Genomic DNA, 22,993 nt, shown 5'->3' with positions numbered 1-22,993 from the left:
CTATGAAGGAAGAATCCATGATTCGTGGGGCAGACATAGTTGTGCAGTCCCTAATCGCAGAGCAAGCAGAAATTATCTTTGGGTATCCTGGAGGCGCAATCATGCCTGTATACGATGCCTTGTACGATTATCATGAGCAGATCAAGCACGTATTGACTCGGCATGAGCAGGGTGCTATCCATGCAGCACAAGGCTATGCCCGAGTTTCTGGAAAAGTCGGAGTCTGCTTGGCTACTTCAGGCCCCGGAGCGACTAATTTGATCACGGGGCTGGCTGATGCGCAGATCGACAGCACCCCCTTGGTTTGTATTACTGGGCAAGTTGCCGCACACCTTTTGGGTACAGATGCCTTTCAGGAGACGGATGTGGTCGGTATTTCTATGCCTGGGACGAAATGGAATATTCAGGTGAGAAGAGTGGAAGATATTGCACCTGCTATTGCAAAGGGCTTTTATATCGCTAGGTCTGGGCGTCCCGGACCGGTATTGATTGATATTACAAAAAATGCTCAGGTAGACTTTGGGCAGATGAACTACACGCCTTGCTTAGGCTTCAGATCTTACAAAGTTCATCAGCCAATAGACCCAAATGCTATTCAGAAAGCTTCAGAATTGATCAAGCAGGCTAAGCGACCCTATTTGCTTTTTGGGCAGGGCGTGGTCTTGGGAAAAGCTGAGACCGAGTTGAAGTTTTTCTTAGATAAAACAGGTATTCCTGCTGCTTCTACCCTTTTGGGATCAGGGGCACTTTCTGAGGATCATCCAAATTATGTGGGTAAGCTCGGTATGCACGGAAATTATGCTCCCAACCTGCTGACCAATCAATGCGATGTTCTTATTGCGGTAGGAATGCGATTTGATGATCGGGTGACCGGAGATCTGAAGCGCTATGCCAAGCAGGCAAAAGTCATTCATCTGGAGTTGGACGCCGCTGAGATTAATAAAAATGTCAAAGTTGAAGTAGGAGTTTTGGGAGACTGTAAGGAAAGTCTTTCCATGCTGACCGAAGCGGTAGAGCAAGGGTCCCATCCGGAATGGCTTGGGAAGTTTCGTGAGTTGGAGCAGATGGAAAAGGAAGCTGTGATGCAGCATGATATCACTCCGACCAAAGTGGGCCTTACCATGGGTGAGGTAATCAGTCAAATCAATCGCTACAAGGCAGATGATGCTGTTTTGGTAACCGATGTGGGACAGCACCAAATGATTGCTTGGCGCTATTTTCACTATAAGAAGACACGGACCCAGATTACTTCAGGAGGTTTAGGAACCATGGGTTTTGCACTTCCAGCGGCTTTAGGAGCACAGCTCCATGACTATTCCAGACAGGTAATCTGTGTAGTCGGGGATGGAGGTATTCAGATGACCATTCAGGAGTTGGGTGCTATCATGCAGACCAAGGCGCCCGTCAAAATTGTCCTGCTCAATAATAATTACCTGGGAATGGTCCGTCAGTGGCAGCAGATGTTTTTTGATAAACGCTACTCATTCACTGAATTGGACAATCCGGATTTCATCAAACTGGCAGAAGCCTATGGCATTAAAGCTCAAAAGGTAACCGAAAGAAATACGCTCACGGAATCTATTGAAGATATGTTGATTCATGACGGCCCCTATTTCTTGGAAGTGGTGGTGGAGAAAGAAGATAATGTATTCCCGATGATCGCTACCGGATGCTCGGTAGAAGAAGTCCGACTTTCTTAAAAAAATCCCCCTATGAAACGCTATACTATTTTCGTCATTACGGAGAATTTTATCGGAATTCTCAATCGGATCACTATCATCTTCACTCGAAGAGGGATCAATATCGATGCGTTGACTGCTTCTGAAAGCAGTGTGGATGGGATTCATCGGATTACGATCGAAGTGACTACCTCCGAAGAAATGGTAGTTCATCTCGTCAATCAAATTGAAAAAATCATTGATGTCATCAAGGCATTTTATCATGAAGATTCCGGCGTGGTCTATCAGGAGATTGCACTTTACAAGATCCCTGTTGCTCGCTTGGATGGAAGCTTAGAGAAAATCATTCGACAGCATCATGCAAAAATCATTTCGGCAGAGCAGGAATTTGTCGTGCTGGAAGTGGCAGGACATAAAGAACAAACCCAGGAGTTGCTGGAAATTCTGAAGGGCTATGGTCTTCTCGAATTTGCAAGATCAGGCAGAGTTGCTGTCGCGAAACGAATGCGAACAATTGATCAGTATTTATCATAAAACATTAAAAATCAATCTATTAAACCTAATTTTAGAATCATGAAATTAAAATTCGGCAATGTTGAAGAAAATGTGGTGACCCGTGAGGAATTCCCACTGGAGAAAGCCAGAGAAGTACTCAAGGATGAGGTGATCGCAGTCATTGGCTATGGTGTCCAAGGCCCAGGACAGGCTTTGAACCTTAAAGACAATGGATTCAACGTCATCGTAGGTCAGCGTAAAAATTCCAAAACTTGGGATAAAGCCGTATCGGACGGGTGGGTTCCTGGCGAGACGCTTTTTGAGATCGAAGAAGCCTGTGAAAAAGGTACGATCATTCAGTTTTTGCTGTCAGATGCTGGACAAATTGCCCTTTGGCCAACAGTGAAAAAACACCTGACTCCTGGAAAGGCATTATACTTCTCGCATGGATTTGGTGTGACTTATAAGGATAAAACAGGAATCATACCTCCTGCAGATGTAGACGTGATTTTGGTTGCGCCAAAAGGGTCTGGGACCTCTTTGAGAAGAATGTTTGTAGAGGGTCGTGGATTGAATTCCTCTTATGCGATTTACCAAGATGCAACAGGCAAGGCTAAGGATCGTGTCGTTGCCTTAGGTATTGGCGTAGGGTCAGGATACCTTTTCGAAACAGATTTTTACCGTGAAGTTACTTCTGACCTCACCGGTGAAAGAGGGACTTTGATGGGAGCGATCCAAGGGATTTTTGCTGCCCAATATGAGGTTTTGAGAGCAAATGGTCATACTCCATCCGAAGCTTTCAATGAGACAGTAGAGGAGTTGACGCAGTCTTTGATGCCTTTGGTAGCAGAAAATGGAATGGATTGGATGTATGCCAACTGTTCCACTACGGCTCAAAGAGGTGCTTTAGATTGGTGGAAGCCTTTCCGGGATGCAACCAAGCCTGTTTTTGAGGCATTGTATGATTCTGTCAAAACAGGTAAAGAGGCTCAAAAATCCATTGACTCTAATTCGAAGTCAGATTACAGAGAAAAGCTGGAGGCTGAGTTGAAAGAATTGCGCGAGTCTGAAATGTGGCAGGCCGGTGCGGTCGTCCGTCAGTTGAGACCAGAAAATAATTAAACCCCAAATTTAAACCCAAAGATCATGAGTGAGAAGCTGTGGATATTTGATACAACCCTGCGAGACGGGGAGCAAGTGCCAGGGTGTCAGCTGAATACCCAGGAGAAAATTATCGTGGCAAAGGCCCTAGAAGAACTAGGAGTTGATATAATTGAGGCAGGATTTCCCATCTCTAGCCCAGGTGATTTCAATTCTGTGCAGGAGATTTCGAAAGCTGTTTCCAATCCGATCATTTGTGCCCTCTCACGTGCGGTAGAAAAGGATATCGAAGTAGCTGCAGCGGCACTCAAGTATGCCAAAAAAGGCCGAATTCACACGGGTATTGGGGTTTCTCCCTATCATATTCAGTACAAGCTCCGTTCCACTCCGGATGAGATCATCCGCCGTGGGGTGGCAGCTGTGAAATTTGCCAAGCAGTTTGTGGAGGATGTGGAGTTTTATGCAGAAGATGCCGGGCGTTCGGAGCCTGATTTTCTTTGTAAAATCATTGAAGAGGTCATCAAAGCCGGAGCTACTGTGGTGAATATTCCGGATACCACCGGCTATTGTTTACCAGAGCAGTATGGGGGCTTTATCGCAAATCTCAAAAATCGAGTTCCCAATATAGACAAGGCGATCATAGCCACCCATTGTCACAATGATTTGGGGATGGCTACCGCCAATACGGTGGCTGGTGTTCAAAATGGTGCCCGGCAGGTTGAAGTGACGATCAATGGAATCGGAGAGCGTGCCGGAAATACTTCCATGGAGGAGGTGGTGATGGCTATCAAATGTCATCAGTCCATTCCTGTTCACACGGATATCGTTACGCAGAAGATTTACCAAACCAGCCGATTGGTATCCAAACTGATGAATATGCCTGTACAGCCTAATAAGGCGATTGTAGGTAGAAATGCCTTTGCTCACTCCTCAGGGATTCATCAGGACGGTGTCTTGAAGCACAGAGAAAACTACGAAATCATCGATCCCAAAGAGGTCGGGGTGGAGGAGTCTTCGATTGTCCTGACTGCAAGATCCGGGAGAGCTGCCTTGAAGCATCATCTAGATGCCTTGGGTGTGGAATTAGAAGGCGAAGAGCTTCGCAAAGTCTACGAAGAGTTTTTGCTTTTGGCTGATTCAAAGCGAGATATTGGTAGAAAAGATTTGCTGGAGCTGGTAGGTAAGTACATGGATGAATCCAATTTCATCGAATTGGAAGAAGTGACTTATTCTTCTAATGGTGAGATCAACGCACAAGTAAAAGTGAAAATCGGTAATGAATCCCATGAAGCTTCAGCAACCGGAGTTGGTCCTGTAGATGCTGTTTTGACAGCTATCGAAAAAGTCGTCCAACCCCAAGTTGATTTGGAAGAATTTCTGATTCAAGCCATGACCCATGGCTCCAATGATGTGGCAAAAGTCCACATGCGTGTCATCAAATCCGACAAGCCTTACTACGGCTTTGCTTCCAACCAAGATATCGTATTGGCATCTGCTCAAGCATTTGTGGATGCATTAAACAAAATACCAGTCAAAGAATACGTGACTGCCTAATTATGGAAAAGACAACATTATTTGATAAAATCTGGGATTCACATGTCGTGAAATCGGTACCTGCGGGGCCAGATGTGTTCTTCATTGATAAGCATTTTATCCATGAAGTTACCTCCCCTGTAGCTTTCTTGAATTTGGAGAAAAGAGGCATTGGCGTAAAATATCCTCATCGGACGATAGCAACTCCAGATCACAATGTTCCGACGATAGATCAGGATCAGACGATCAAGGACAAGCTTTCTCGGATGCAAGTGGAGCGACTTCGCCAAAATTGCGCAAAATACGGCATTGAGCTCCATGATTTGGGATCTGCTCATCACGGAATTGTCCACGTAATCGGACCGGAATTGGGAGTAACCCAACCTGGGATGACCATCGTTTGCGGCGATTCACATACTTCTACGCATGGGGCCTTTGGAGCGATTGCCTTTGGTATCGGTACTTCTGAGGTGGAAATGGTGCTAGCGACGCAGTGCATCATGCAGTCCAAGCCAAAGAAAATGCGAATCTCTGTAGAAGGAGAACTTGGAAAAGGAGTGACCTCCAAAGACATCATTCTCTACATCATTTCCAAAATCTCTGCCGCTGGGGCTACCGGCTATTTTGTGGAATATGCAGGATCGGCGATCCGAAACCTCTCCATGGAAGCTCGGATGACCATTTGCAACATGTCCATCGAAATGGGCGCCAGAGGAGGTTTGATTGCTCCGGATGAGACAACATTTGCTTTCCTAAAAGGTAAACAATATGCACCAAAAGGGGAAGATTGGGATAAGGCAGTAGCCTACTGGAAGACACTCAAAACGGACGATGGGGCTGTTTTCGATAAGGAACTTCACTTTGATGCTGCTGATATCGAACCAATGATCACCTATGGAACCAATCCGGGAATGGGGATCAAGGTTAAAGACTCTATTCCGACCACGGATGGGATGGAAGGCTCCAATAAAAAGTCTTACCTCAAATCTTTGGATTATATGGGCTTCCAGCCGGGTGAACCGGTCAAAGGAAAGCAAGTCGATTATGTATTTGTCGGGTCCTGTACCAATGGGCGAATCGAAGATATTCGCGCAGTAGCACAATTCGTCAAGGGCAAGAAAAAAGCGGATAATATCACCGCTTGGATTGTTCCGGGCTCCAGAGAAGTGGAAAAGCTCGCTCATGAAGAAGGCTTGGTGAAAATCTTGGAAGAAGCTGGTTTCGAACTTCGTCAGCCGGGTTGTTCAGCCTGCCTAGCCATGAACGATGATAAGATTCCTGCTGGAAAATACGCGGTTTCTACGTCCAATCGAAACTTCGAAGGTCGTCAAGGACCAGGTGCGAGGACTATGCTTGCCTCTCCTTTGACAGTTGCAGCAGTGGCCGTCACCGGGCGTATCACCGACCCGAGGGAAGTCTTTGAAAATTAAATACGAAGTGGGAAATACGAGATACGGGCTTAATGGAATTTCAGGCTTAGCTGAGATGACACACCTTTCAACCTTCCCACTTAAAAACCTTTGAACAAATTAAAATGGCTTACGATAAATTCACCATACTCCGCGATACGGCAGTTCCATTGCCGACCGAAAACGTGGATACTGACCAAATCATCCCCGCTCGCTTTTTGAAAGCAACTGAACGAGAAGGCTTTGGAGACAATCTTTTCCGCGACTGGCGGTATGACGTGGAAGGCAATCCGAAAAAGGATTTTGTGCTAAACGATCCTACCTATTCTGGTAAAATTTTGGTTGCTGGTAAAAACTTCGGTTCAGGTTCCAGCCGGGAGCATGCCGTTTGGGCACTGTATGATTATGGCTTTCGCTGTGTGGTTTCCAGCTTTTTTGCAGATATCTTCAAAAATAACTGTCTGAATATTGGAGTCCTTCCGGTGACAGTTTCTACTGAATTTGCTGATAAACTATTCAATGCGATTGAGGCAGATCCTAAGTCCGAGATCGAAATCAACCTGCCCGAACAGAAAATCAAACTGCTCGCAACTGGAGAATCCGAATCTTTTGACATCAATGAATATAAGAAGGCCAATATGCAGAATGGCTTCGATGATATTGATTACTTGCTAAACATGTCTTCTGAAATCGAGGCATTCGAAGCATCCAAATAAAAGCAAATGGAGGGAAGTAGGAATCAAGTCAAAAATCAACCCTCCAAGGGGTTCAAACCCTTGGAGGGTTTGAACCAACGACGTGTCGAAATCATGGATACGACACTGAGGGATGGAGAGCAGACCTCAGGTGTATCCTTTTTGCCTTCAGAGAAGCTTCAAATTGCCAAGCTATTGCTGGAGGAACTGAAGGTAGACCGGATTGAAGTGGCCTCTGCGAGAGTTTCAGAAGGAGAATTGGAGGGAGTTCAAAAAATCACTCAATGGGCTGGTCAAAAAGGACATCTCCATCAGGTGGAAGTTTTGGGCTTTGTAGATACACCTGTTTCAGTTGATTGGATCGAGGATGCTGGCGCCAAAGTGCTGAATTTACTTACGAAAGGATCGCTCAATCATCTGGTGCATCAGCTGAAGAAGACTCCCGAGCAGCATTTTTCAGAAATTGAAGAGTGTATTAACTATGCCCAGAAAAAGGGGATTGAAGTTAATGTGTACCTCGAGGACTGGTCAAATGGAATGCGGAATTCTCAGGAATACACCTTAAACCTAATCGATTTTCTTGATCATCAGCCAGTGAAGCGAATCATGCTTCCTGATACCTTAGGATTGCTTTCTCCGGAAGAGGTCAAAGACTATTTCCAGCTCATCGTTTCCCGCTTTCCTAATGCCCATTTTGACTTTCATGCGCACAACGATTACGATCTTTCTGTGGCTAACGTCATGGAGGCTATTCTTCATGGTGCAGCCGGAATTCATACTACTGTGAATGGCTTGGGTGAACGCGCAGGAAATGCTCCTTTGGAGTCCATTGTGGCTGTGGTGAAGGATTTTACCCATTTTGAAATTGGAGTGCGAGAAAATAAGATTTTCCGTGTATCCAAGCTGGTGGAGCAGTTTTCAGGGCAGCATATTCCTGCAAATAAGCCAGTCGTAGGTGAAAATGTCTTCACCCAAACCGCGGGAATCCACGCAGACGGAGATAATAAAAAGAACCTCTATTTTAACGATCTGATGCCAGAGCGATTTGGCAGGCAACGGAAATATGCCTTGGGTAAAACCTCCGGAAAGGCCAATATTCTGAAGAATTTGGAGGAGCTGGGTATTTCTTTAGAGAAAGATGAACTCACCAAAGTAACCCAGCGAATAATTGAACTCGGCGACAAAAAGGAGCGTGTGACCACGGAGGATTTGCCTTACATCATTTCGGATGTCCTGCAAAACAACTCCATATCCAAGCACATCAGTATCGAGGGCTATCACATGACGCATTCGAAGGGGTTAAAGCCCACGGTACAACTTCGGATGAATATCCACGGGAAGTTTTACGATGAAAGTGCTACAGGAGACGGACAGTATGACTCATTCATGAAGGCACTCAAAAAAATCTACAAATCCCTAGGCCGTGAACTTCCAAGACTGGTCGACTACCATGTTTCTATTCCTCCGGGAGGTAAGACCGACGCTTTTGTGGAGACTGTAGTTACCTGGGATTATGGAAAGATATTTAAGACCAAGGGGCTTGACCCCGACCAAACAGTAGCGGCGATGATGGCTACTGAAAAAATGCTCAACATCATTGAAAACATGAATTACCAACCCAATAAAGAAGAATCCACTTATTATGGAAATGAATATCGCGCTGTTGCCGGGTGACGGCATCGGACCTGAGGTGATTGCTCAGGCTGTCAAAGTAGTCAAGGCTGTTGGCCAAAAATTCGGACATCAAATCACCTTCAAGGAAGGTCTGGTAGGCGCTTGCGCTATCGATGCGACGGGTGACCCATATCCAGATGCTACGCATGAGATTTGTGCAGCATCAGATGCTGTCCTTTTTGGGGCCATTGGCGATCCGAAGTATGACAATGATCCGAAAGCGAAAGTAAGACCTGAACAGGGACTGCTGAGAATGCGTCAGAAGTTGGGACTTTTTGCTAATGTCCGTCCGACCTTTACTTTTCCTTCTTTGGTGCATAAGTCACCGCTGAAACTGGAGCGGGTGGACGGAGTGGATTTTGTTTTCTTCAGAGAATTGACCGGTGGGGTATATTTCGGTGAGCCAAGAGGTCGCAATGAGCAGGGCACCAAGGCTTTCGATACCAATGTATATAGCAAAGAAGAGATTGTACGCTTAGCCAGAATGGGTTTTGAAGCTGCGCAAAAGCGAAGGAAACTCCTGACCTGTGTGGACAAAGCCAATGTCATGGCCACTTCCAGATTGTGGAGGGAAACGGTGCAGGAGCTGGCTTCCGAATACCCGGATGTGAAGGTGGAATATGAGTTTGTGGATGCTGTAGCCATGCGGCTGATTCAGTGGCCCAAAGCCTATGATGTCTTGATTACGGAAAATCTTTTTGGAGATATTCTGACCGATGAGGCTTCGGTGATTTCCGGCTCTATGGGTTTGATGCCATCGGCTTCTTTGGGATCTGAGGTGAAATTGTTTGAACCGATTCACGGTTCCTATCCTCAGGCTGCCGGAAAAGACATCGCCAACCCATTGGCTACCGTCTTGTCCGCTGCGATGATGTTTGAGTATGCATTTGACATGAAAGCTGAGGCAGATGCCATATCTGATGTGGTGAATCTTTCCTTGGCTGAGGGCTATGTGACCGAGGATATTGCTGACGGCGGGACTGCCTACAAAACCTCCCAAGTGGGAGACTGGCTGGCAGCAAAGATTTTGGGATAATTCAGATCCCTACAAAACGGTAGCTATTCGAGATTTGCAATCTCAAATTTCATCGAAAACCACCTCAGAAATGGGGTGGTTTTTATTCATTCATTGGAGAAACCCGTATTATGAATTAAATTCAATAAACTTTGAAGGCATGGAAAATTCGGTTCTTAAAGAAAAGCTTCATCAAGCAGTCGATTCTGCTGATCCCAAATTATTGGAAATTTTTGTTTTCGGTAGTCAGTGAATTCAATGAGTCTAACTATGAATTAACTTCAGGACAGCAGGCCGAATTAAAAAGAAGATTGGACTTGTTTGACGCTGGAAAAATGAAATTTGGAACCTGGGATGAAATGATTTCAAAAATTGAAAAAGTAAAGAGCTTACCTCAATAAGGTTGAATCAATTCAACCTGTTATTTCTGATTTTTACCAAATCCACCACTTTTATCCCATAGGCATTTGCGTAATCAGCAAGTTTGGAATCCCCCGTGATCAACAAATCACAATTTTTGCAGATTTCTAATATTCCGGTGTCTGTCAACCCGAGTTGCAAAAAAGCATCAAAATCAATCACCTTTCTTGCTTCAAGAAATTTTTCAGAAGATTTAGTAATTATTTCTCGGATCACTTGATAGTAGGCCCATCGATGCCCTTTTTGGAAATTATTCAAGAGGTTATCTACTTCTGTCAATACATTGGGAGTAGTAACCACTTTCTCCAAGTCTCCGATTAAAAATGTCAAATTTTCAAAGTCAATTGGTTCATAGATAGAAGTGCGCTTATGTGAAGAAATTAGAGCTTTATCGATAAACCCTACGATCAAAAGAATTAGCGCATTGGTATCCACAAAAATCATTTTGCTTCAGAAAACATGAAAATCCCTACAACTTCTTTGTTTTCATCAATTTTTAATCTTTTGTAGATTCTTTCATAGGGCAAAAAGCTGAGAATCGAACCTGTAGAAGCTCCTCGATTTTTATTTTCTTGAAGGTAAGAAACGACTACATCCCATGTCTTTTCATCTTTTTTATATTCAAGTTGCTCTAAACGGAAATCAGATTCCTGAATATTGATAAGCTCTGCAAATTGTTTTTTTGCGGCGTTAAAGACTTCTTTTAATGAAAGTTCCATATCTGATTTTTTTCAAATTTACTAAATCCCCTAATCATTAAACGAATAAATGATCAGTTTGGCTTCGAACAAATTCTAAAATATGGTCACAATTTCCTTCATCTAAATTTATCTTCAAAAGTGTTTCAGGCTTTCTCATGATAAGTCTTTTTACCAATTGGGAAAAACAATAATATCAAAATCCATCAGCTTTTTTCACTTCCAAAGACCTTTCTTTTTCGAGCGAGCTTCCCGTTGTAGGCGGATAAAGAGCTTCTCATATTTCACATTGGGGGGGAAGGTGGCCACTGTCGCATAGCCTTCACGAACGAGAAGCGCATTGAAGAAAGTGCCATCCTCCAGATAGACATAGGCTAAAGTTCGCTGATAGCGATCTTTGCGTTGTGCGTCATATTCGAGTCGGACCCTTTTTCCATCTAGCATGCGCTTGGCAAAGGCAGAACTTTCGGCACCGAAATACTCTTTTTTCACCCGGCCTGCATTCCTAGCCTCAGGACTATCCACTCCGATAAGCCGGATTTTTTCCTCCTCTCCCTGGGCATTGATCAGCCAAAAGGTATCTCCGTCAACTACCTTGCTCACCCGGAGTAGTCCGGTTTTTTGTTGGGCGTTTAACTCATTTGAAATGAATAAACCTATAAAAAGTAGGAGGCAGAGAAAGTGAAATACTCGTTGGTTTTCTTGCATGCTGAAAATTAATAATCTGGGTTTTAAATAAAAATATTCCCTGGAATTGGTCATTAAATGTCATACAATCAAGCCAACCTAAAAATGAGTGTTGATAAATGAAATAAGGTTTGTAATGACAGTTGTTCTCTGGATAATGCTGTTTTCTGCAAAAGAACCAATCAATGGGAATAAGTCCAATCAAAAGATTTAGAGATGTGATAAATTAGATTTTCTCTATGTTTGAGAAAAATAATAAAACTTCAGATCCAACCTAAAGACATTTCATTTTGAAACTCATACAGCTCGTAAAGAGAGAATATAGAAAGTCAAGGCAAAAGAGATGGAATGCTCTTTTCGACAAGAAAATTAATGAGAAAGCCGAAGCTGCTTTGGCCAATTTGGCGAAACAAGGGAAAAGTATTTCTCCCTCTCAGCTAAAAGCATGCAATGACTATGCGCAAGATGTCCTTGGGTCCAAGGCATTTTCACCTTGGCTTCAAGTATATACCACTTTTCGGGGGGAGTTTCTAGAAGGTTGGATTCCAGATAATTATATGGGGAGAGTCATTTCGCCTGGGCTGAACGGGCATTTTGAGAATCTTAGTGTTTACAAAACGCTATCTAAAAGGATTTTAGAAACTGATTTGATGCCAGATTTGGCCTATTTTGTTAAAGGAAGTTGGGTTCTAGTTTCAGGGGAACCTGTTTCTCTCAATGAGGTCAAATCAGCTTGCTTTGAGGATTATCCTTTTGTTTTTATCAAAAGAGATTTTTCATTTCAAGGAAATGGAGTAATCAAATTAAGTCCGGATGATTTTGACGAATTTGATTTTGGATCCTTCGGAGATTCAGTTATTCAAGCCCCGATTTTTCAGCACTCCATATTAAATGAATTAAGCCCAAATGCAGTAGCCACCATCCGGATTACCACTCTCAAACAGCAAGGAAAACAGGCTAAAAATATACTTTCCGGCCTTCGGGTTGGTCAAAAAGGAATGGATATTATTGATTCAAAAAGTTCTATTCGAGTCCCTATTTTTTTGGAAAGCGGTGAATTCTATTCTAAGGGAATTACTGCAGAGTGGGAAACTTTAGAATCTCATCCAGAAAGTGGAATTAAATTTAAGGGAAAATCTATCCCATTTTATTCCAAAATTGTGAAAAGCTGTGAACAGCTTCACAATCGAATTCCTCATTTACAGTTGATAGGTTGGGATGTGTCGGTAACTGATTCCGGAGAAATCAAATTAATTGAATGGAATACTGGGCACCCTGGAATAATTTATACTGAGCCTACCACAGGACCTAGTTTCAAAGGGTTAGGCTGGGAAAATCTCTGGAAAAAGATGTGATGCTGTATTTGATTCACTCACCTAGATGACAGCTCTCAGATAGGGAGCTTATAGGATTTGTAAAAGTTTCCTGACAAAATATTCTTAATCAGCTTTTAGAACAAAATTCATGTTTGATAGTCCCGAATATCCCCAATCACTTTCTGAAGACCTCTTCGAGCAATGGCTTGAAATCGGCCGGGAAAAGCCGATTCCGTATGCCTATTTGCTAGTAATTTGGGATGAAATCGAAAACACCTATTTGCCCATATATGTAGAGGAGCGATCACAGATCCATTCCTATTCACGATATGGGACCTCACCTGAAAGGCAATTACTGGTAGCTGCCTACGATCTGTTTTCAGAGTCGAGAGTTTTATAATCAGTTGACTTTTTCTATGATTATCCGCCTTTCTGCCGATATGAAACCACTCCGGAATACGGAGTGAAATAAGCCTTGAGGTTAAGCTTCTGGCTAGTTCGATCTTCATTCTTCCAGCTTCCGGCAAAATAAATTGGGTACTGGCAAGATTATATATATTCATATTTTTTCAACTCAAAATGCTTAGTCCCACTTGATCTTGTATCGAATGACAATAGGATCTTCTTGATCTATGAGTTGCTCAGAGGCAATCTGAAGCGCCTGCGTATGATTTTCTCCCAATTGCCCAGATTCTAACAGTTGATTCCAAGTTTCGGTGTAGAGCAGTCGGTAGAAGTACTCTCCATCTGAAAAGGGCATCCCTCCCAGGCCAGGGACTATCTTCGAAGCTTTGATTTGTTGCTTTTTTGGATGAATAAAAACCTCATAAACCGGAAAATCTGCAGGTATTTCTTCCATTTCCTCCAATTCAGAAGGACTTAATGGCTTTGGCGTAATTCCAAAAACTTGCGTATTGATGGTCTCTCCGGCTACTTCCACATTGCCGAAGTAAAAATCATAAGTCTGTGTGGCAATCATTCGCTCCAGTTCTTCATCTGCTTTGTCCTCCGGTTGAAGCCGGCTTTCCTCAGGCATACTTCTATCACCCGAATTCATACTCAAAAGTGGTTTAATAGTACCTTTTGAATAGTAAAAAATCGTATCGGAAGCGCCGAAATTCAACAAAAATCCTTCTTCATAGGGGACGATTGAACCCGCTTCACCACTTCCTGAAGCCGGATAGGATTTCAGGGGTAAAAATTCATAAGTCAAAGAGTCACGGTCAAAGACTGCAAAATTTTTGAAGAAGCCATCCTCCTCAGGGTCTGTCCCTCTCAAAGAGACAAGCCACTTTTTTTCCACAAAAGGATGAAAGTCAATAACAAAATAGGAACCGACTTGGCGGAGATTGATTCTGTTTTGGATGTCTAACTTTTCATCAAACTCTAAAAGTGATGCCCTGGAAATAACCGCTAGGCGTCCATCGTCAGTCAATCCTAATTTGTCTATACTCTCGTATTCATTTGGCCCACCGCCTTTTCTCGCGATCGACTGAATATGCTTGCCTTGTAAGTCAAATTCATGAATGGATGGATTCATGTAAGGATCGGTGTTCAAGAATATCCGATCTCCAGAGATAGCCATATTTGGGTCAAAGCCAAAATACTGAATCGGAGTGCCCTCTGGGATTTTTAAAGGGATAAACTCCACTTCGCCCAATACCTGTTCTGGACTCTGGATAATACGCTCATTAACCTCAAAGCTTGGGAAGTTCTCCGAATTGTTGATTTCTGAATCGCTACTGCAGGAAAATAAGCTTGAAAGGGCGAAGAGTAGGATCGCTTGCGATAATTTCATATAGGAAGCTTTTAAAAGTGATTAATTACTAAAAATATAAAAGCGAAAAAAAGCCGGATAAGGTTACAATACCGCCGGCTTTTTTCTCGAAAATTTTAAAGTCTGATAGCGCGGGCTACTGCAGCAGCCATGATACCCAAACCTTCTGTGTTTGGATGCACTCCATCTGGAAGCAAATCTGCCCTATCCATCAAAGGAGTGTACAAATCGATCATTTCAGAACCACTGGATTTGACGATATCGATGATCATCATCCGCTGTTCATTGTTCATTACATCAGCAGTAATTCCAAAATTATCCTTAGTCACAGGCACGGGCATGACCACGTAGACTTTTCCGTCTTTCGGCATATGAGCCTTGAATTCTGCGATCATATCCAAATAATCCTGTTTAAATTCTGAGCTGTGAGCCCAATTTTGAGGCTTGGAATCATTGGTGCCTAGCATGATCACCAGAATGTCTGGAGAAAAGTCCTTTACCTCCTGAAATTGCGGTTCGTTCCAATAAGGGAAGTCTCCCTTTCGAAGAAGCGTTCTTCCGCTGACTCCAAAGTTTTTGACTTCATAGGTATCACCAAGAATAGCCTGCATTTGAAGGGGGTAACTGTCCGGATGATCTCTACCGGGTCCTTGTGTGATAGAGTTGCCCACGCAGGCGATTTTGATTGGCTCTTGAGCAAGAAGAGCACTTGAGAAGGCAAAGGATAGAAAGAATAAAACTAATTTCATCATAAGGTTTAATGGGTTTGGTTTTTGAAAAATAGGAAATTTTGGCCAATCAAAATTCCTTGTTTCTGGTCTTTGTCCCTGTATTTTTACGGAATGCAATTTTTCAACAAAGTGCTTTTGTGGATTTCATGGCTTTCCTTGGATGTGGTTTCCGGCGCTATGGCTGGAATGCTGTTTTTTTCGGAACTCTTGCATGTATCTATAGAACTCCCTGCTTACATTCTTTTGGGAATGGCCGTTTGGAGCATCTATAATCTGGATCATATACTCGATGCACAGGAAAACGGGGTATTCTCCTCCAGAAGGTTTTTTCATCAAAAGGCTAAAAAGGTGTTGATAGTCGCGGTATTGTCCCTTGGTTTTATAGGTCTTATCGGAGGGTTTTGGTGGTTTGGCTGGGGGAGTGTATTGAAGTCGGTTTTTGCACTTGGTCTGATTATTCTGTTTGCTCGGATGGTGATATGGAAGTTTGGGATGGGTTGGATGAAGGAGGTCTCCATTGCTTTCTTTTACGTATTGGGGATATCTTTTTTACCCTTAATGACCGCGGATGCGCTGGATAGGACGCTTTGGTTTTGGTTGTTTTTCACGCTCTATTTGCTTTTAGCTATTTACAACCTGTTTATTTTATCTTTTTTGGATGTGGAGGAAGATCAGCAGGCTGGCTTTTTTTCTGCCGCAAGGTCTTTCGGAGCTGATCGCTTAGAAAAGATCATCTATGCTATCAGTGCGGTACTTTTGGGAGGAAATTTTCTGACCCTGGTATTTGCCCCATCGTTTTTCAAAATTTTTGGAGTTTTTCTCTTAGCAATGACTTTGATTCACTGGCTCACTTTCCGTAGATCTCATTGGACTTTGGAAGAAAAGCGACTAAGTATGGAATGGGCTTTTTCACTTCCGCTCTTATTGCTCATTTTACTTTAGAGGCATGAAGGATCAATACCGTTTGGTAGCAGGGATTTATAGGCCATTAGCAAGATTGGTTTTTGGAGAATCGCTTTCCCTGGCAAATGTCCATTTTTTGAGTCAGTATCTCAATGGGAAAGCCTTGATCGTCGGTGGAGGTGAAGGGTTTGACTACCGGGAATTTCAAGACCGGCTTTCCGGCGAATACTGGGAGCTTTCCGAATCCATGTTGAATAAGGCAAAAGAAAACCTTCAATCCAGCAAGCTTTCGTTTCATTTAGGTGATTTTCCACAAGCTGAGCCCTTTGATCTAGTTCTATTGCCTTTTGTTTTGGACACGCTTACAGATGAACAAATTCCCAAATTTCTTAATCGAGTGGGTCAAAATCTTAAGTCCGGAGGAGTGGTGGTCTTATCTGACTTTTTCAAAACAGATTCAGTCCGGCAGTCTATTATCACTGCGTTGATGATTGCTTTTTTTCGACTGGTAGCAGGACACTCTCGAAAGGACCTTCCGGATCACTCATCCTGGCTGAGTGCTCAGGGCTGGATTTTGAAAGAGGAAAAAGTTTGGAAAAATGGCTGGATTCGGGCGCAAGTTTGGGTAAAGGGTTAAATACCGCTTTGTTCGATGATTTTAGTGATCATATCATCAAAGTACTTTCCATTTCCGGGTCCATACCAATTCATCTCGCGCACTTCGTGAAAGTGTTTGTCATAGAGTTCATCGGGCGTGATGTAGCCAATATAGCCTCCGTTGAAAGTTGTGATGATCAAGTTAAGACCTTTCGATTCGGCTAGTTTTTCCCATTTTTCATAGAATACACCGGATATTTCACCGCTAGAAGAGATCAGAAGTGTATTCCCAATTTGTGTGATATCGAAATGCGCATTGGTGTCACCCACAAGCCGCTCAAAGAGCCAAGGGCGAATTCGCCAGTTATCAGAAATTCGAAGGTGCGGTTCTCGAAGCTGAATATTCAATCGTGCATTTTTCAGGCTTGCATTTCGAATCGTAGCATAACGAGTCATTTTCAAGCGATTGACAGAATCTAGTTGAAAGGCGTATTCCTGAATATCCTTTACCTGATTTCCAGGGGCAATCGGGCGGTGAGAACCAACTGTTCCGGAAGCAAAAAGCGCAAAGTCAAACTCTTTTTCTTCCAGGGTTTTCATGAGGTAGAAAGGATAGTCACCAGAAAGCCCCATGAATTTCGAACTGAGACAAGTGGCATGAGCCGAGTAGGTGATCAAGGTGGCTTTTTGACCAGATTTTTGGGTGAAAATCAACTGACGGGTAAAGGGGTCCGTCGGGCCATCCTTGATGAATCGGTTGGCAAGCAGCTCTCCGGCATTTGCCTTTCGGTAAGTGATAGAAACCGTATCCAGCTCTATTTTTGCCTTAGCAATAGCCTCTACACTTTTCTCTGTTATCATTTGGACTATTTCCTCCTGAAAACCACCAAAGGCTAATTCACCCACTGGACCGGGCATGAAGCCACCCATGCCTGAATGCGTATGTGTAGCGGTGAAAATTACCTGAGTGAGATCAGGAAAGGTTTTTTTGACTGCGCTTTCTATGGATTTTGCCAAGTGAGGGTGGACAATCAAAAGCTCCAGGTTTAACCAAGCAATGCTGCTTTTTCCATTGCTGAGGAAGATACTCTTGACAAAGCTGCTATCCTGAACAAAATCATAAGGTCCCCTTGGTGCATATCCTACTAAGTCAATCGGCTTAGCGGGCGTCATATTTGCCTTGGCCCATCCTGCTAGCCAAAGGTCTCCTTGGGTAGATTGAATGGGTAAGTCTTGAAGGCTTTGGAGAGTATTTTGATAAAAATCCTGATTCTCAATCGGTGATCGGTCTACACGAGTAAGGGTGAAAATTGCTACCAGCAACAAAAACAGAAAGATCCCGAGAAGGACCTTTCCAAAAGTGATATAAATAGATTTCCAGTTCATGAATTAGTATTCATAAGTCCCGTAAGGGCTATGGATCGTTACCTTTTTCTCGGTAGACGCTTCGACCCGACCGATGATTTGGGCTTCTACGCCGTGGGATTCTGCGATATCGATGATTTCTTCGGCATAGCGCTCGTCTAGGTAAACTTCCATTCGGTGTCCCATATTGAAAACCTTGTACATTTCTTTCCAGTCCGTGCCGCTTTCTTCCTGAATGATTCGGAAAAGAGGAGGAGTCTCAAAGAGGTTGTCTTTGATCACATGGAGATTTTCGATGAAGTGAAGCACTTTGGTTTGTGCGCCTCCAGAACAATGGACCAAACCGTGAATATGTGGTCTCAAATAATTGAGTACGTCCACCATGATGGGGGCATAAGTTCGGGTAGGGGAAAGTACGAGCTTGCCCATATCCAAAGGAGCTCCAGGTGCTGGATCAGTCAGGTTGTATTTCCCTGTGTAAATCAAGTCTTCGGGTACAGCAGGGTCAAAAGATTCAGGATACTTCGTCTTCAAAAGTTTATTGAAAATATCATGTCTGGCAGAGGTTAGTCCATTACTTCCCATTCCACCATTGTATTCATTTTCATAGTTGGATTTGCCAAAAGAAGCTAAACCAACAATGACGTCTCCTGCCTGAATTTTGTCGTTGGAGATGACGTCCTCTCTTCGCATGCGACATGTGACCGTACTGTCTACAATTACGGTACGCACCAAGTCGCCCACATCCGCTGTTTCTCCTCCGGTAAGTACTGCGTTGACTCCTTTGTCACGAAGCATTTGAAGTACTTCTTCTGTGCCTTCGATAATGGCCGAAATGACTTCTCCAGGGATTAAGTTTTTATTTCTACCGATAGTAGAGGAGACAAGAATATTATTGATCGCACCCACACAAAGCAGATCGTCGGTATTCATGATGATAGCATCCTGAGCGATCCCTTTCCATACGCTCAAATCTCCTGTTTCTTTCCAATAGAGATATGCCAGCGAAGACTTGGTACCTGCGCCGTCGGCATGCATGATATTGCAGTATTCCGGGTCATTGCCCAGTGTGTCTTCGACGATTTTGCAGAATGCTTTTGGAAAAAGGCCTTTATCAAGGTTGGCGATGGCCTGATGCACATCTTCTTTGGAGGCGGAAACACCGCGCTGCATATAGCGCTCGTTCATGGAGATTTGGGATTGGTTACCAATAAACAAAGTTAAGTATTCCGATTCATTGAGGAAGGAATTTGTAGGAAATATGTACTTGGTGAAATATCGCTTTGCCGAAATAAGCCTTTGGCGAAATACTGTTGAAATATAACTCGCTTTGCTCGATGAAATATGCCTTTGGCAAGATATGCTTCACTTCGTTCAGCAAGATAGGTTCGGCTCCGCCTCACAAGATATTTTGTGCTTCCCTATGACTGAGGAAAACCCACTACTTACTACTTGCCACTCACTATTTACTTTTTACTCCTTTCTTCCAGCTCCCAACTTCCATCTTCCAACTCAACCTCACTCAAACATCTCCTCAATCAATTGGGTGTAAAAATCTTTCACTTCCATGCCTATCGCTCGTACTTGCTGAGAAATCAAACTTGTTTCTGTTTGCCCGGGAACGGTATTGATCTCGATAAAGTAAAATTTCCCGCTTTCTTTTTCTAAAAAGTAATCAATGCGCACGGCTCCTTTGCAGTTGAGCTTTTCGTAGACCTTCTCAACGATTCGGCTGACACGCGTTGCCTCTTCTTCGTTCATTCGACCTGGAGTGATTTCTTCGGTGACTCCTGCGGTATACTTGGCCTCAAAATCAAAATACTCCTTGCTGGAGACGATTTCGGTGGCTGGAAGGACCGTGATTGTACCCTTTCCCCGAAAAACCCCTATAGAGAATTCTCTGCCAGATACAAACTCCTCCACCAAGACCTGTTTGTCTTCAGCAAAGGCACTTTCCAAAGCCTGTGGAAGTTCCTCCCAAGTTTTCACCTTGCTCATCCCTATCGAACTTCCTCCATTATTCGGTTTGATAAAAAGCGGGAGAGTCAATTCAGATTCGATTCGTTTTTTGTTTTCAGGAGTATTCGCAAATAATTGAAGCGATTTGGCGATGTGAAGCTCAGGGATATCGTCCACAATTGCTTTGGTATAGCCCTTGTTCATCGTGATGGCAGAGGTGAGTTGGTCGCAGGTCGTGTAGGGAATTCCCAACATGTCAAAATATCCGGCAAGCTTTCCGTCCTCCCCTGGTGAACCATGAAGAATGTTGAACACTCCGTCAAAGTTGATTTTTTCATCGCCGATAGTGATCGAAAAATCATTGAGGTCTACCGGGATCTTTTCTCCAGAATCGCAGATAAAATGCCAATCATTGGGATAAATTAGGATTTTATAGACATCATAACGGCTACGGTCTATGGTTTTTTCCACGACAGCGGCGCTTTTCAATGAGATCACCGACTCACCGGTAAATCCGCCTGTAACGAGGGCAATTTTTTTCTTCATAGCTGGAGTAAAATGAATATGCGAAGTAGCTTAATTTATCCAAACCCTCCAAAGATAATGCCCCTTCAGCGCCTTATTTTCTTATATTCGTCCCTGTTAATTCACGCATTTACCCCAAATTAATTCTGATATGATTAAAAGTTTGAAAAAGACCAGTATGCTTTTACTGGTTTTGATCAGCACAGCCTCCTTGCTACAAGCACAGGCTTTAAAAAAAGTAACGCTTGAGGATGTTTTTAAAAAAGGCACCTTCTCCCAAAAATCCGTCTATGGCATCAATTGGATGAAAGACGGGCAATTTTACAGCAGTTTGGTGAATCGGGCTGGCTCTCCCATGGTGGTCAAGATCAATCTTGCAACTGGGGAGGAAGAAGCAGTCCTATTAGATGGTAGGGAGCTTGGAGTCAAATTTACTTCCTATTCCTTCAATACGGATGAGTCCAAAGCGCTGATTGCATCTGATGTGGAGTCTATCTACCGAAGATCCAGCAAGGGAATATTCTATGTGGTTGATATGGCTACTGGCGAAAAGCAGCAACTCGCAGATGGAGAGAAAATCTCTTACGCAACACTTTCACCTGACAATAACAAGGTCGCTTTCGTCAAGGATAATGACCTATTCATGGTCGATTTGTCAAGCAATGAGATGACCCAAATCACTCAAGACGGCGAATGGAACAAAGTCATCAATGGAGCTGCAGATTGGGTCTATGAAGAGGAGTTTTCCATGGCACAGGCTTTCAAATGGTCTCCAGATGGGAAGAAAATCGCATTTATCCGCTTTGATGAGACAAATGTTCCTGAGTTTAATATGCAACTCTGGGGGCCGCTTTATCCGGCCGACTACCGATTCAAATATCCAAAGGCAGGAGAAAAGAATGCGGAGGTTAGTATTCATGTCTATGATTTGACATCTGGGAATATACAGAAAATGGATGCAGGTTCGGAAACTGATATTTACCTTCCCAGAATTTATTGGACACAAGATCCCAATCAACTGGCTTTTATCCGACTCAATCGTCTCCAAAATCAACTGGATCTATTTCACGCCAATGCAAATACAGGAGAAAGCAAGTTGATCATTTCCGAAAAGTCAGAGACCTATGTGGACCTGAACTACAATGACAATCTCCAATATCTGAGTGATGGAAAAAGCTTTATCCGGACATCGGAGCAAGATGGCTTCAAGCATATCTACCATCATGCCATGGATGGAAGCTTAATCAAGCAGGTTACTTCCGGTGATTGGGAAGTGACAGAATTGGTTGGAGTGGACGAAAAAGGAAAGAAAATCTATTTTGTATCTACCGAGGTATCCCCACTTGAGCGAAACTTTTATGTGGTTGATTTGAATGGGAAAAATAAAAAATCCCTAACTCCACTATCCGGTACGCACCGAATCAATATGAGTCCGGACCATCGTTTCTTTATCGATTATTTCTCTACTACTGAGATTCCTCAAAAAGTGGTGCTTTGCGAAGCAAATGGTACGCCTGTAAAAACTTTGGAAGAAAATGAAGCTTTGGAGCAGACCTTGAAAGGCTTTGCCTTGGGTAAAAAGGAGTTTTTCACTTTTCCTACTGTGGATGGTACCTCCTTGAACGGATATATGATCAAGCCGGCAGATTTTAACCCAAATAAAAAATATCCGGTACTGATGTATGTCTATGGAGGTCCGGGATCTCAGAATGTATTGAACTCTTGGGGTGGTGCCCGTGACTTTTGGCATCAGGCTTTGGTGGCTGAGGGTTATATCGTAGCCTGTGTAGACAACCGTGGTACAGGAGCCCGTGGCCGTGACTTCAAGCATTCGACCTACGCGAATCTTGGGAAATTAGAAACTATCGATCAGATAGAAGGAGCGAAGTATTTTGCGAAGCAATCCTTTGTAGATCCGGGTCGAATCGGAATCTGGGGTTGGTCCTATGGAGGATACATGTCTTCACTTTCCTTGATGATAGGCAATGATGTCTTCAAAACTGCCATTGCTGTGGCACCTGTAACTACTTGGAGATACTACGATACGATTTACACTGAGCGCTATCTTCAGACACCGCAAATCAATCCTGCAGGCTATGATGACAATAGCCCGATCACTCATGTGAACAAGTTGAAAGGGAATTTTCTACTGATTCATGGTACAGGTGATGATAATGTTCATTTCCAAAACACAGTTGACCTGGTTGATGCCTTGATCACGGCGGATAAGCAGTTTGAGACCTTCTATTATCCAAACCGAAACCATGGGATCTATGGAGGAAATACCACCTGGCACTTGTATTCGCAGATGACGGATTTCTTGAAGAGAAAACTATAAAAAGCTCATATCTCCGAATAAAAAATCGTAGGATGAAAATTCTGCGGTTTTTTATTGTAACAATTCTTAACTATTC

General features: G+C 43.4%; 22 protein-coding genes. 14 read left to right on the top strand and 8 right to left on the bottom strand.

Translation table 11 applies throughout. From position 1 onward, the window contains the following. The first annotated feature begins 17 nt into the window (after positions 1-17). The 9 genes from ilvB (at position 18) to CDH51_RS09175 (ending at position 10,002) form a co-directional block, all read left to right on the top strand. The gene (gene ilvB / locus CDH51_RS09215) at positions 18-1,700 is read left to right on the top strand and encodes a biosynthetic-type acetolactate synthase large subunit (protein ID WP_100629394.1); all 1,683 of its coding nucleotides are present in this window, start codon (positions 18-20) and stop codon (positions 1,698-1,700) included. Between the two features lie 12 nt (positions 1,701-1,712). Continuing rightward, a complete protein-coding gene (gene ilvN / locus CDH51_RS09210; protein WP_026947999.1) occupies positions 1,713-2,213 on the top strand; it encodes an acetolactate synthase small subunit in 501 nt (166 codons plus the stop codon). A 39-nt stretch (positions 2,214-2,252) separates the two neighbouring features. After that, entirely contained in the window at positions 2,253-3,296 is a 1,044-nt protein-coding gene (ilvC, locus tag CDH51_RS09205; RefSeq protein ID WP_100628329.1) for a ketol-acid reductoisomerase, read from the top strand. Positions 3,297-3,320: 24 nt separating this feature from the next. Beyond that, positions 3,321-4,829: a 2-isopropylmalate synthase gene (locus tag CDH51_RS09200; RefSeq protein ID WP_100628328.1), complete on the top strand. Its 1,509-nt coding sequence runs from the start codon at positions 3,321-3,323 to the stop codon at positions 4,827-4,829. A gap of 2 nt (positions 4,830-4,831) precedes the next feature. Beyond that, entirely contained in the window at positions 4,832-6,238 is a 1,407-nt protein-coding gene (gene leuC / locus CDH51_RS09195) for a 3-isopropylmalate dehydratase large subunit (protein ID WP_100628327.1), read from the top strand. 104 nt (positions 6,239-6,342) lie between these two features. Next, positions 6,343-6,933 (top strand): 3-isopropylmalate dehydratase small subunit, encoded by a 591-nt coding sequence (gene leuD / locus CDH51_RS09190; protein ID WP_100628326.1) that lies wholly within the window; start codon positions 6,343-6,345, stop codon positions 6,931-6,933. Between the two features lie 93 nt (positions 6,934-7,026). After that, positions 7,027-8,586 carry an alpha-isopropylmalate synthase regulatory domain-containing protein gene (locus CDH51_RS09185; RefSeq protein WP_100629393.1) on the top strand — a complete coding sequence of 520 codons (1,560 nt, stop codon included), beginning with the start codon at positions 7,027-7,029 and terminating at the stop codon, positions 8,584-8,586. Beyond that, positions 8,555-9,622, top strand: a complete 1,068-nt coding sequence (gene leuB / locus CDH51_RS09180) for a 3-isopropylmalate dehydrogenase (protein WP_100628325.1) — start codon at positions 8,555-8,557, stop codon at positions 9,620-9,622. Before CDH51_RS09185 ends, leuB begins: the two co-directional genes overlap by 32 nt. 131 nt (positions 9,623-9,753) lie before the next feature. Next, positions 9,754-10,002: an addiction module protein gene (locus CDH51_RS09175; protein ID WP_100628324.1), complete on the top strand. Its 249-nt coding sequence runs from the start codon at positions 9,754-9,756 to the stop codon at positions 10,000-10,002. 7 nt (positions 10,003-10,009) lie between these two features. Here CDH51_RS09175 and CDH51_RS09170 read toward each other — a convergent pair whose 3' ends face one another. From CDH51_RS09170 to CDH51_RS09160, 3 genes are all read right to left on the bottom strand, one after another. Then, the gene (locus CDH51_RS09170; RefSeq protein ID WP_157807080.1) at positions 10,010-10,456 is read right to left on the bottom strand and encodes a PIN domain-containing protein; all 447 of its coding nucleotides are present in this window, start codon (positions 10,454-10,456) and stop codon (positions 10,010-10,012) included. 5 nt (positions 10,457-10,461) lie between these two features. Beyond that, on the bottom strand, positions 10,462-10,740 hold the full coding sequence (locus CDH51_RS09165; RefSeq protein ID WP_100628322.1) for a hypothetical protein: 279 nt from the start codon (positions 10,738-10,740) through the stop codon (positions 10,462-10,464). A 195-nt stretch (positions 10,741-10,935) separates the two neighbouring features. Beyond that, the gene (locus tag CDH51_RS09160; RefSeq protein ID WP_100629392.1) at positions 10,936-11,427 is read right to left on the bottom strand and encodes a thermonuclease family protein; all 492 of its coding nucleotides are present in this window, start codon (positions 11,425-11,427) and stop codon (positions 10,936-10,938) included. Positions 11,428-11,696: 269 nt separating this feature from the next. Here CDH51_RS09160 and CDH51_RS09155 point away from each other — a divergent pair, with 269 nt between their 5' ends. Together CDH51_RS09155 and CDH51_RS09150 are read left to right on the top strand one after the other, a co-directional pair. Beyond that, complete coding sequence (locus CDH51_RS09155; RefSeq protein ID WP_100628321.1) at positions 11,697-12,761, top strand: sugar-transfer associated ATP-grasp domain-containing protein; 1,065 nt, start codon at positions 11,697-11,699, stop codon at positions 12,759-12,761. A 109-nt stretch (positions 12,762-12,870) separates the two neighbouring features. Next, a complete protein-coding gene (locus CDH51_RS09150) occupies positions 12,871-13,122 on the top strand; it encodes a hypothetical protein (RefSeq protein ID WP_024284665.1) in 252 nt (83 codons plus the stop codon). 183 nt (positions 13,123-13,305) lie between these two features. Here CDH51_RS09150 and CDH51_RS09145 read toward each other — a convergent pair whose 3' ends face one another. Together CDH51_RS09145 and CDH51_RS09140 are read right to left on the bottom strand one after the other, a co-directional pair. Further along, a complete protein-coding gene (locus tag CDH51_RS09145; protein ID WP_100628320.1) occupies positions 13,306-14,520 on the bottom strand; it encodes a 6-bladed beta-propeller in 1,215 nt (404 codons plus the stop codon). Between the two features lie 95 nt (positions 14,521-14,615). Continuing rightward, a complete protein-coding gene (locus CDH51_RS09140) occupies positions 14,616-15,251 on the bottom strand; it encodes a GDSL-type esterase/lipase family protein (protein WP_232724784.1) in 636 nt (211 codons plus the stop codon). Positions 15,252-15,341: 90 nt separating this feature from the next. On the opposite strand from CDH51_RS09140, the gene CDH51_RS09135 reads away from it, so the two are divergent. Continuing rightward, positions 15,342-16,172 carry a UbiA prenyltransferase family protein gene (locus CDH51_RS09135; protein ID WP_100628319.1) on the top strand — a complete coding sequence of 277 codons (831 nt, stop codon included), beginning with the start codon at positions 15,342-15,344 and terminating at the stop codon, positions 16,170-16,172. Between the two features lie 4 nt (positions 16,173-16,176). Continuing rightward, entirely contained in the window at positions 16,177-16,770 is a 594-nt protein-coding gene (locus tag CDH51_RS09130) for a class I SAM-dependent methyltransferase (protein WP_100628318.1), read from the top strand. On the opposite strand, the gene CDH51_RS09125 is transcribed toward CDH51_RS09130, so the two are convergent. From CDH51_RS09125 to CDH51_RS09115, 3 genes are all read right to left on the bottom strand, one after another. Beyond that, positions 16,767-18,116 (bottom strand): neutral/alkaline non-lysosomal ceramidase N-terminal domain-containing protein, encoded by a 1,350-nt coding sequence (locus CDH51_RS09125; RefSeq protein ID WP_100628317.1) that lies wholly within the window; start codon positions 18,114-18,116, stop codon positions 16,767-16,769. The two genes, CDH51_RS09130 and CDH51_RS09125, sit on opposite strands and share 4 nt — an antisense overlap. 3 nt (positions 18,117-18,119) lie before the next feature. Further along, complete coding sequence (locus CDH51_RS09120) at positions 18,120-19,283, bottom strand: AIR synthase related protein (RefSeq protein ID WP_100628316.1); 1,164 nt, start codon at positions 19,281-19,283, stop codon at positions 18,120-18,122. Positions 19,284-19,613: 330 nt separating this feature from the next. Next, positions 19,614-20,600, bottom strand: a complete 987-nt coding sequence (locus CDH51_RS09115; RefSeq protein WP_100628315.1) for a D-alanine--D-alanine ligase — start codon at positions 20,598-20,600, stop codon at positions 19,614-19,616. A gap of 157 nt (positions 20,601-20,757) precedes the next feature. Between CDH51_RS09115 and CDH51_RS09110 the strand changes: the two genes are divergently transcribed. Beyond that, complete coding sequence (locus CDH51_RS09110; RefSeq protein WP_394335573.1) at positions 20,758-22,917, top strand: S9 family peptidase; 2,160 nt, start codon at positions 20,758-20,760, stop codon at positions 22,915-22,917. Positions 22,918-22,993 lie beyond the last annotated feature (76 nt).

It is taken from the genome of Algoriphagus formosus, from assembly GCF_002807035.1.
Classification (GTDB): Bacteria; Bacteroidota; Bacteroidia; order Cytophagales; family Cyclobacteriaceae; genus Algoriphagus; species Algoriphagus formosus.
The sequence above is the reverse complement of the archived record's forward strand: the minus strand, read 5'-3'. Positions and strand labels throughout refer to the sequence as shown.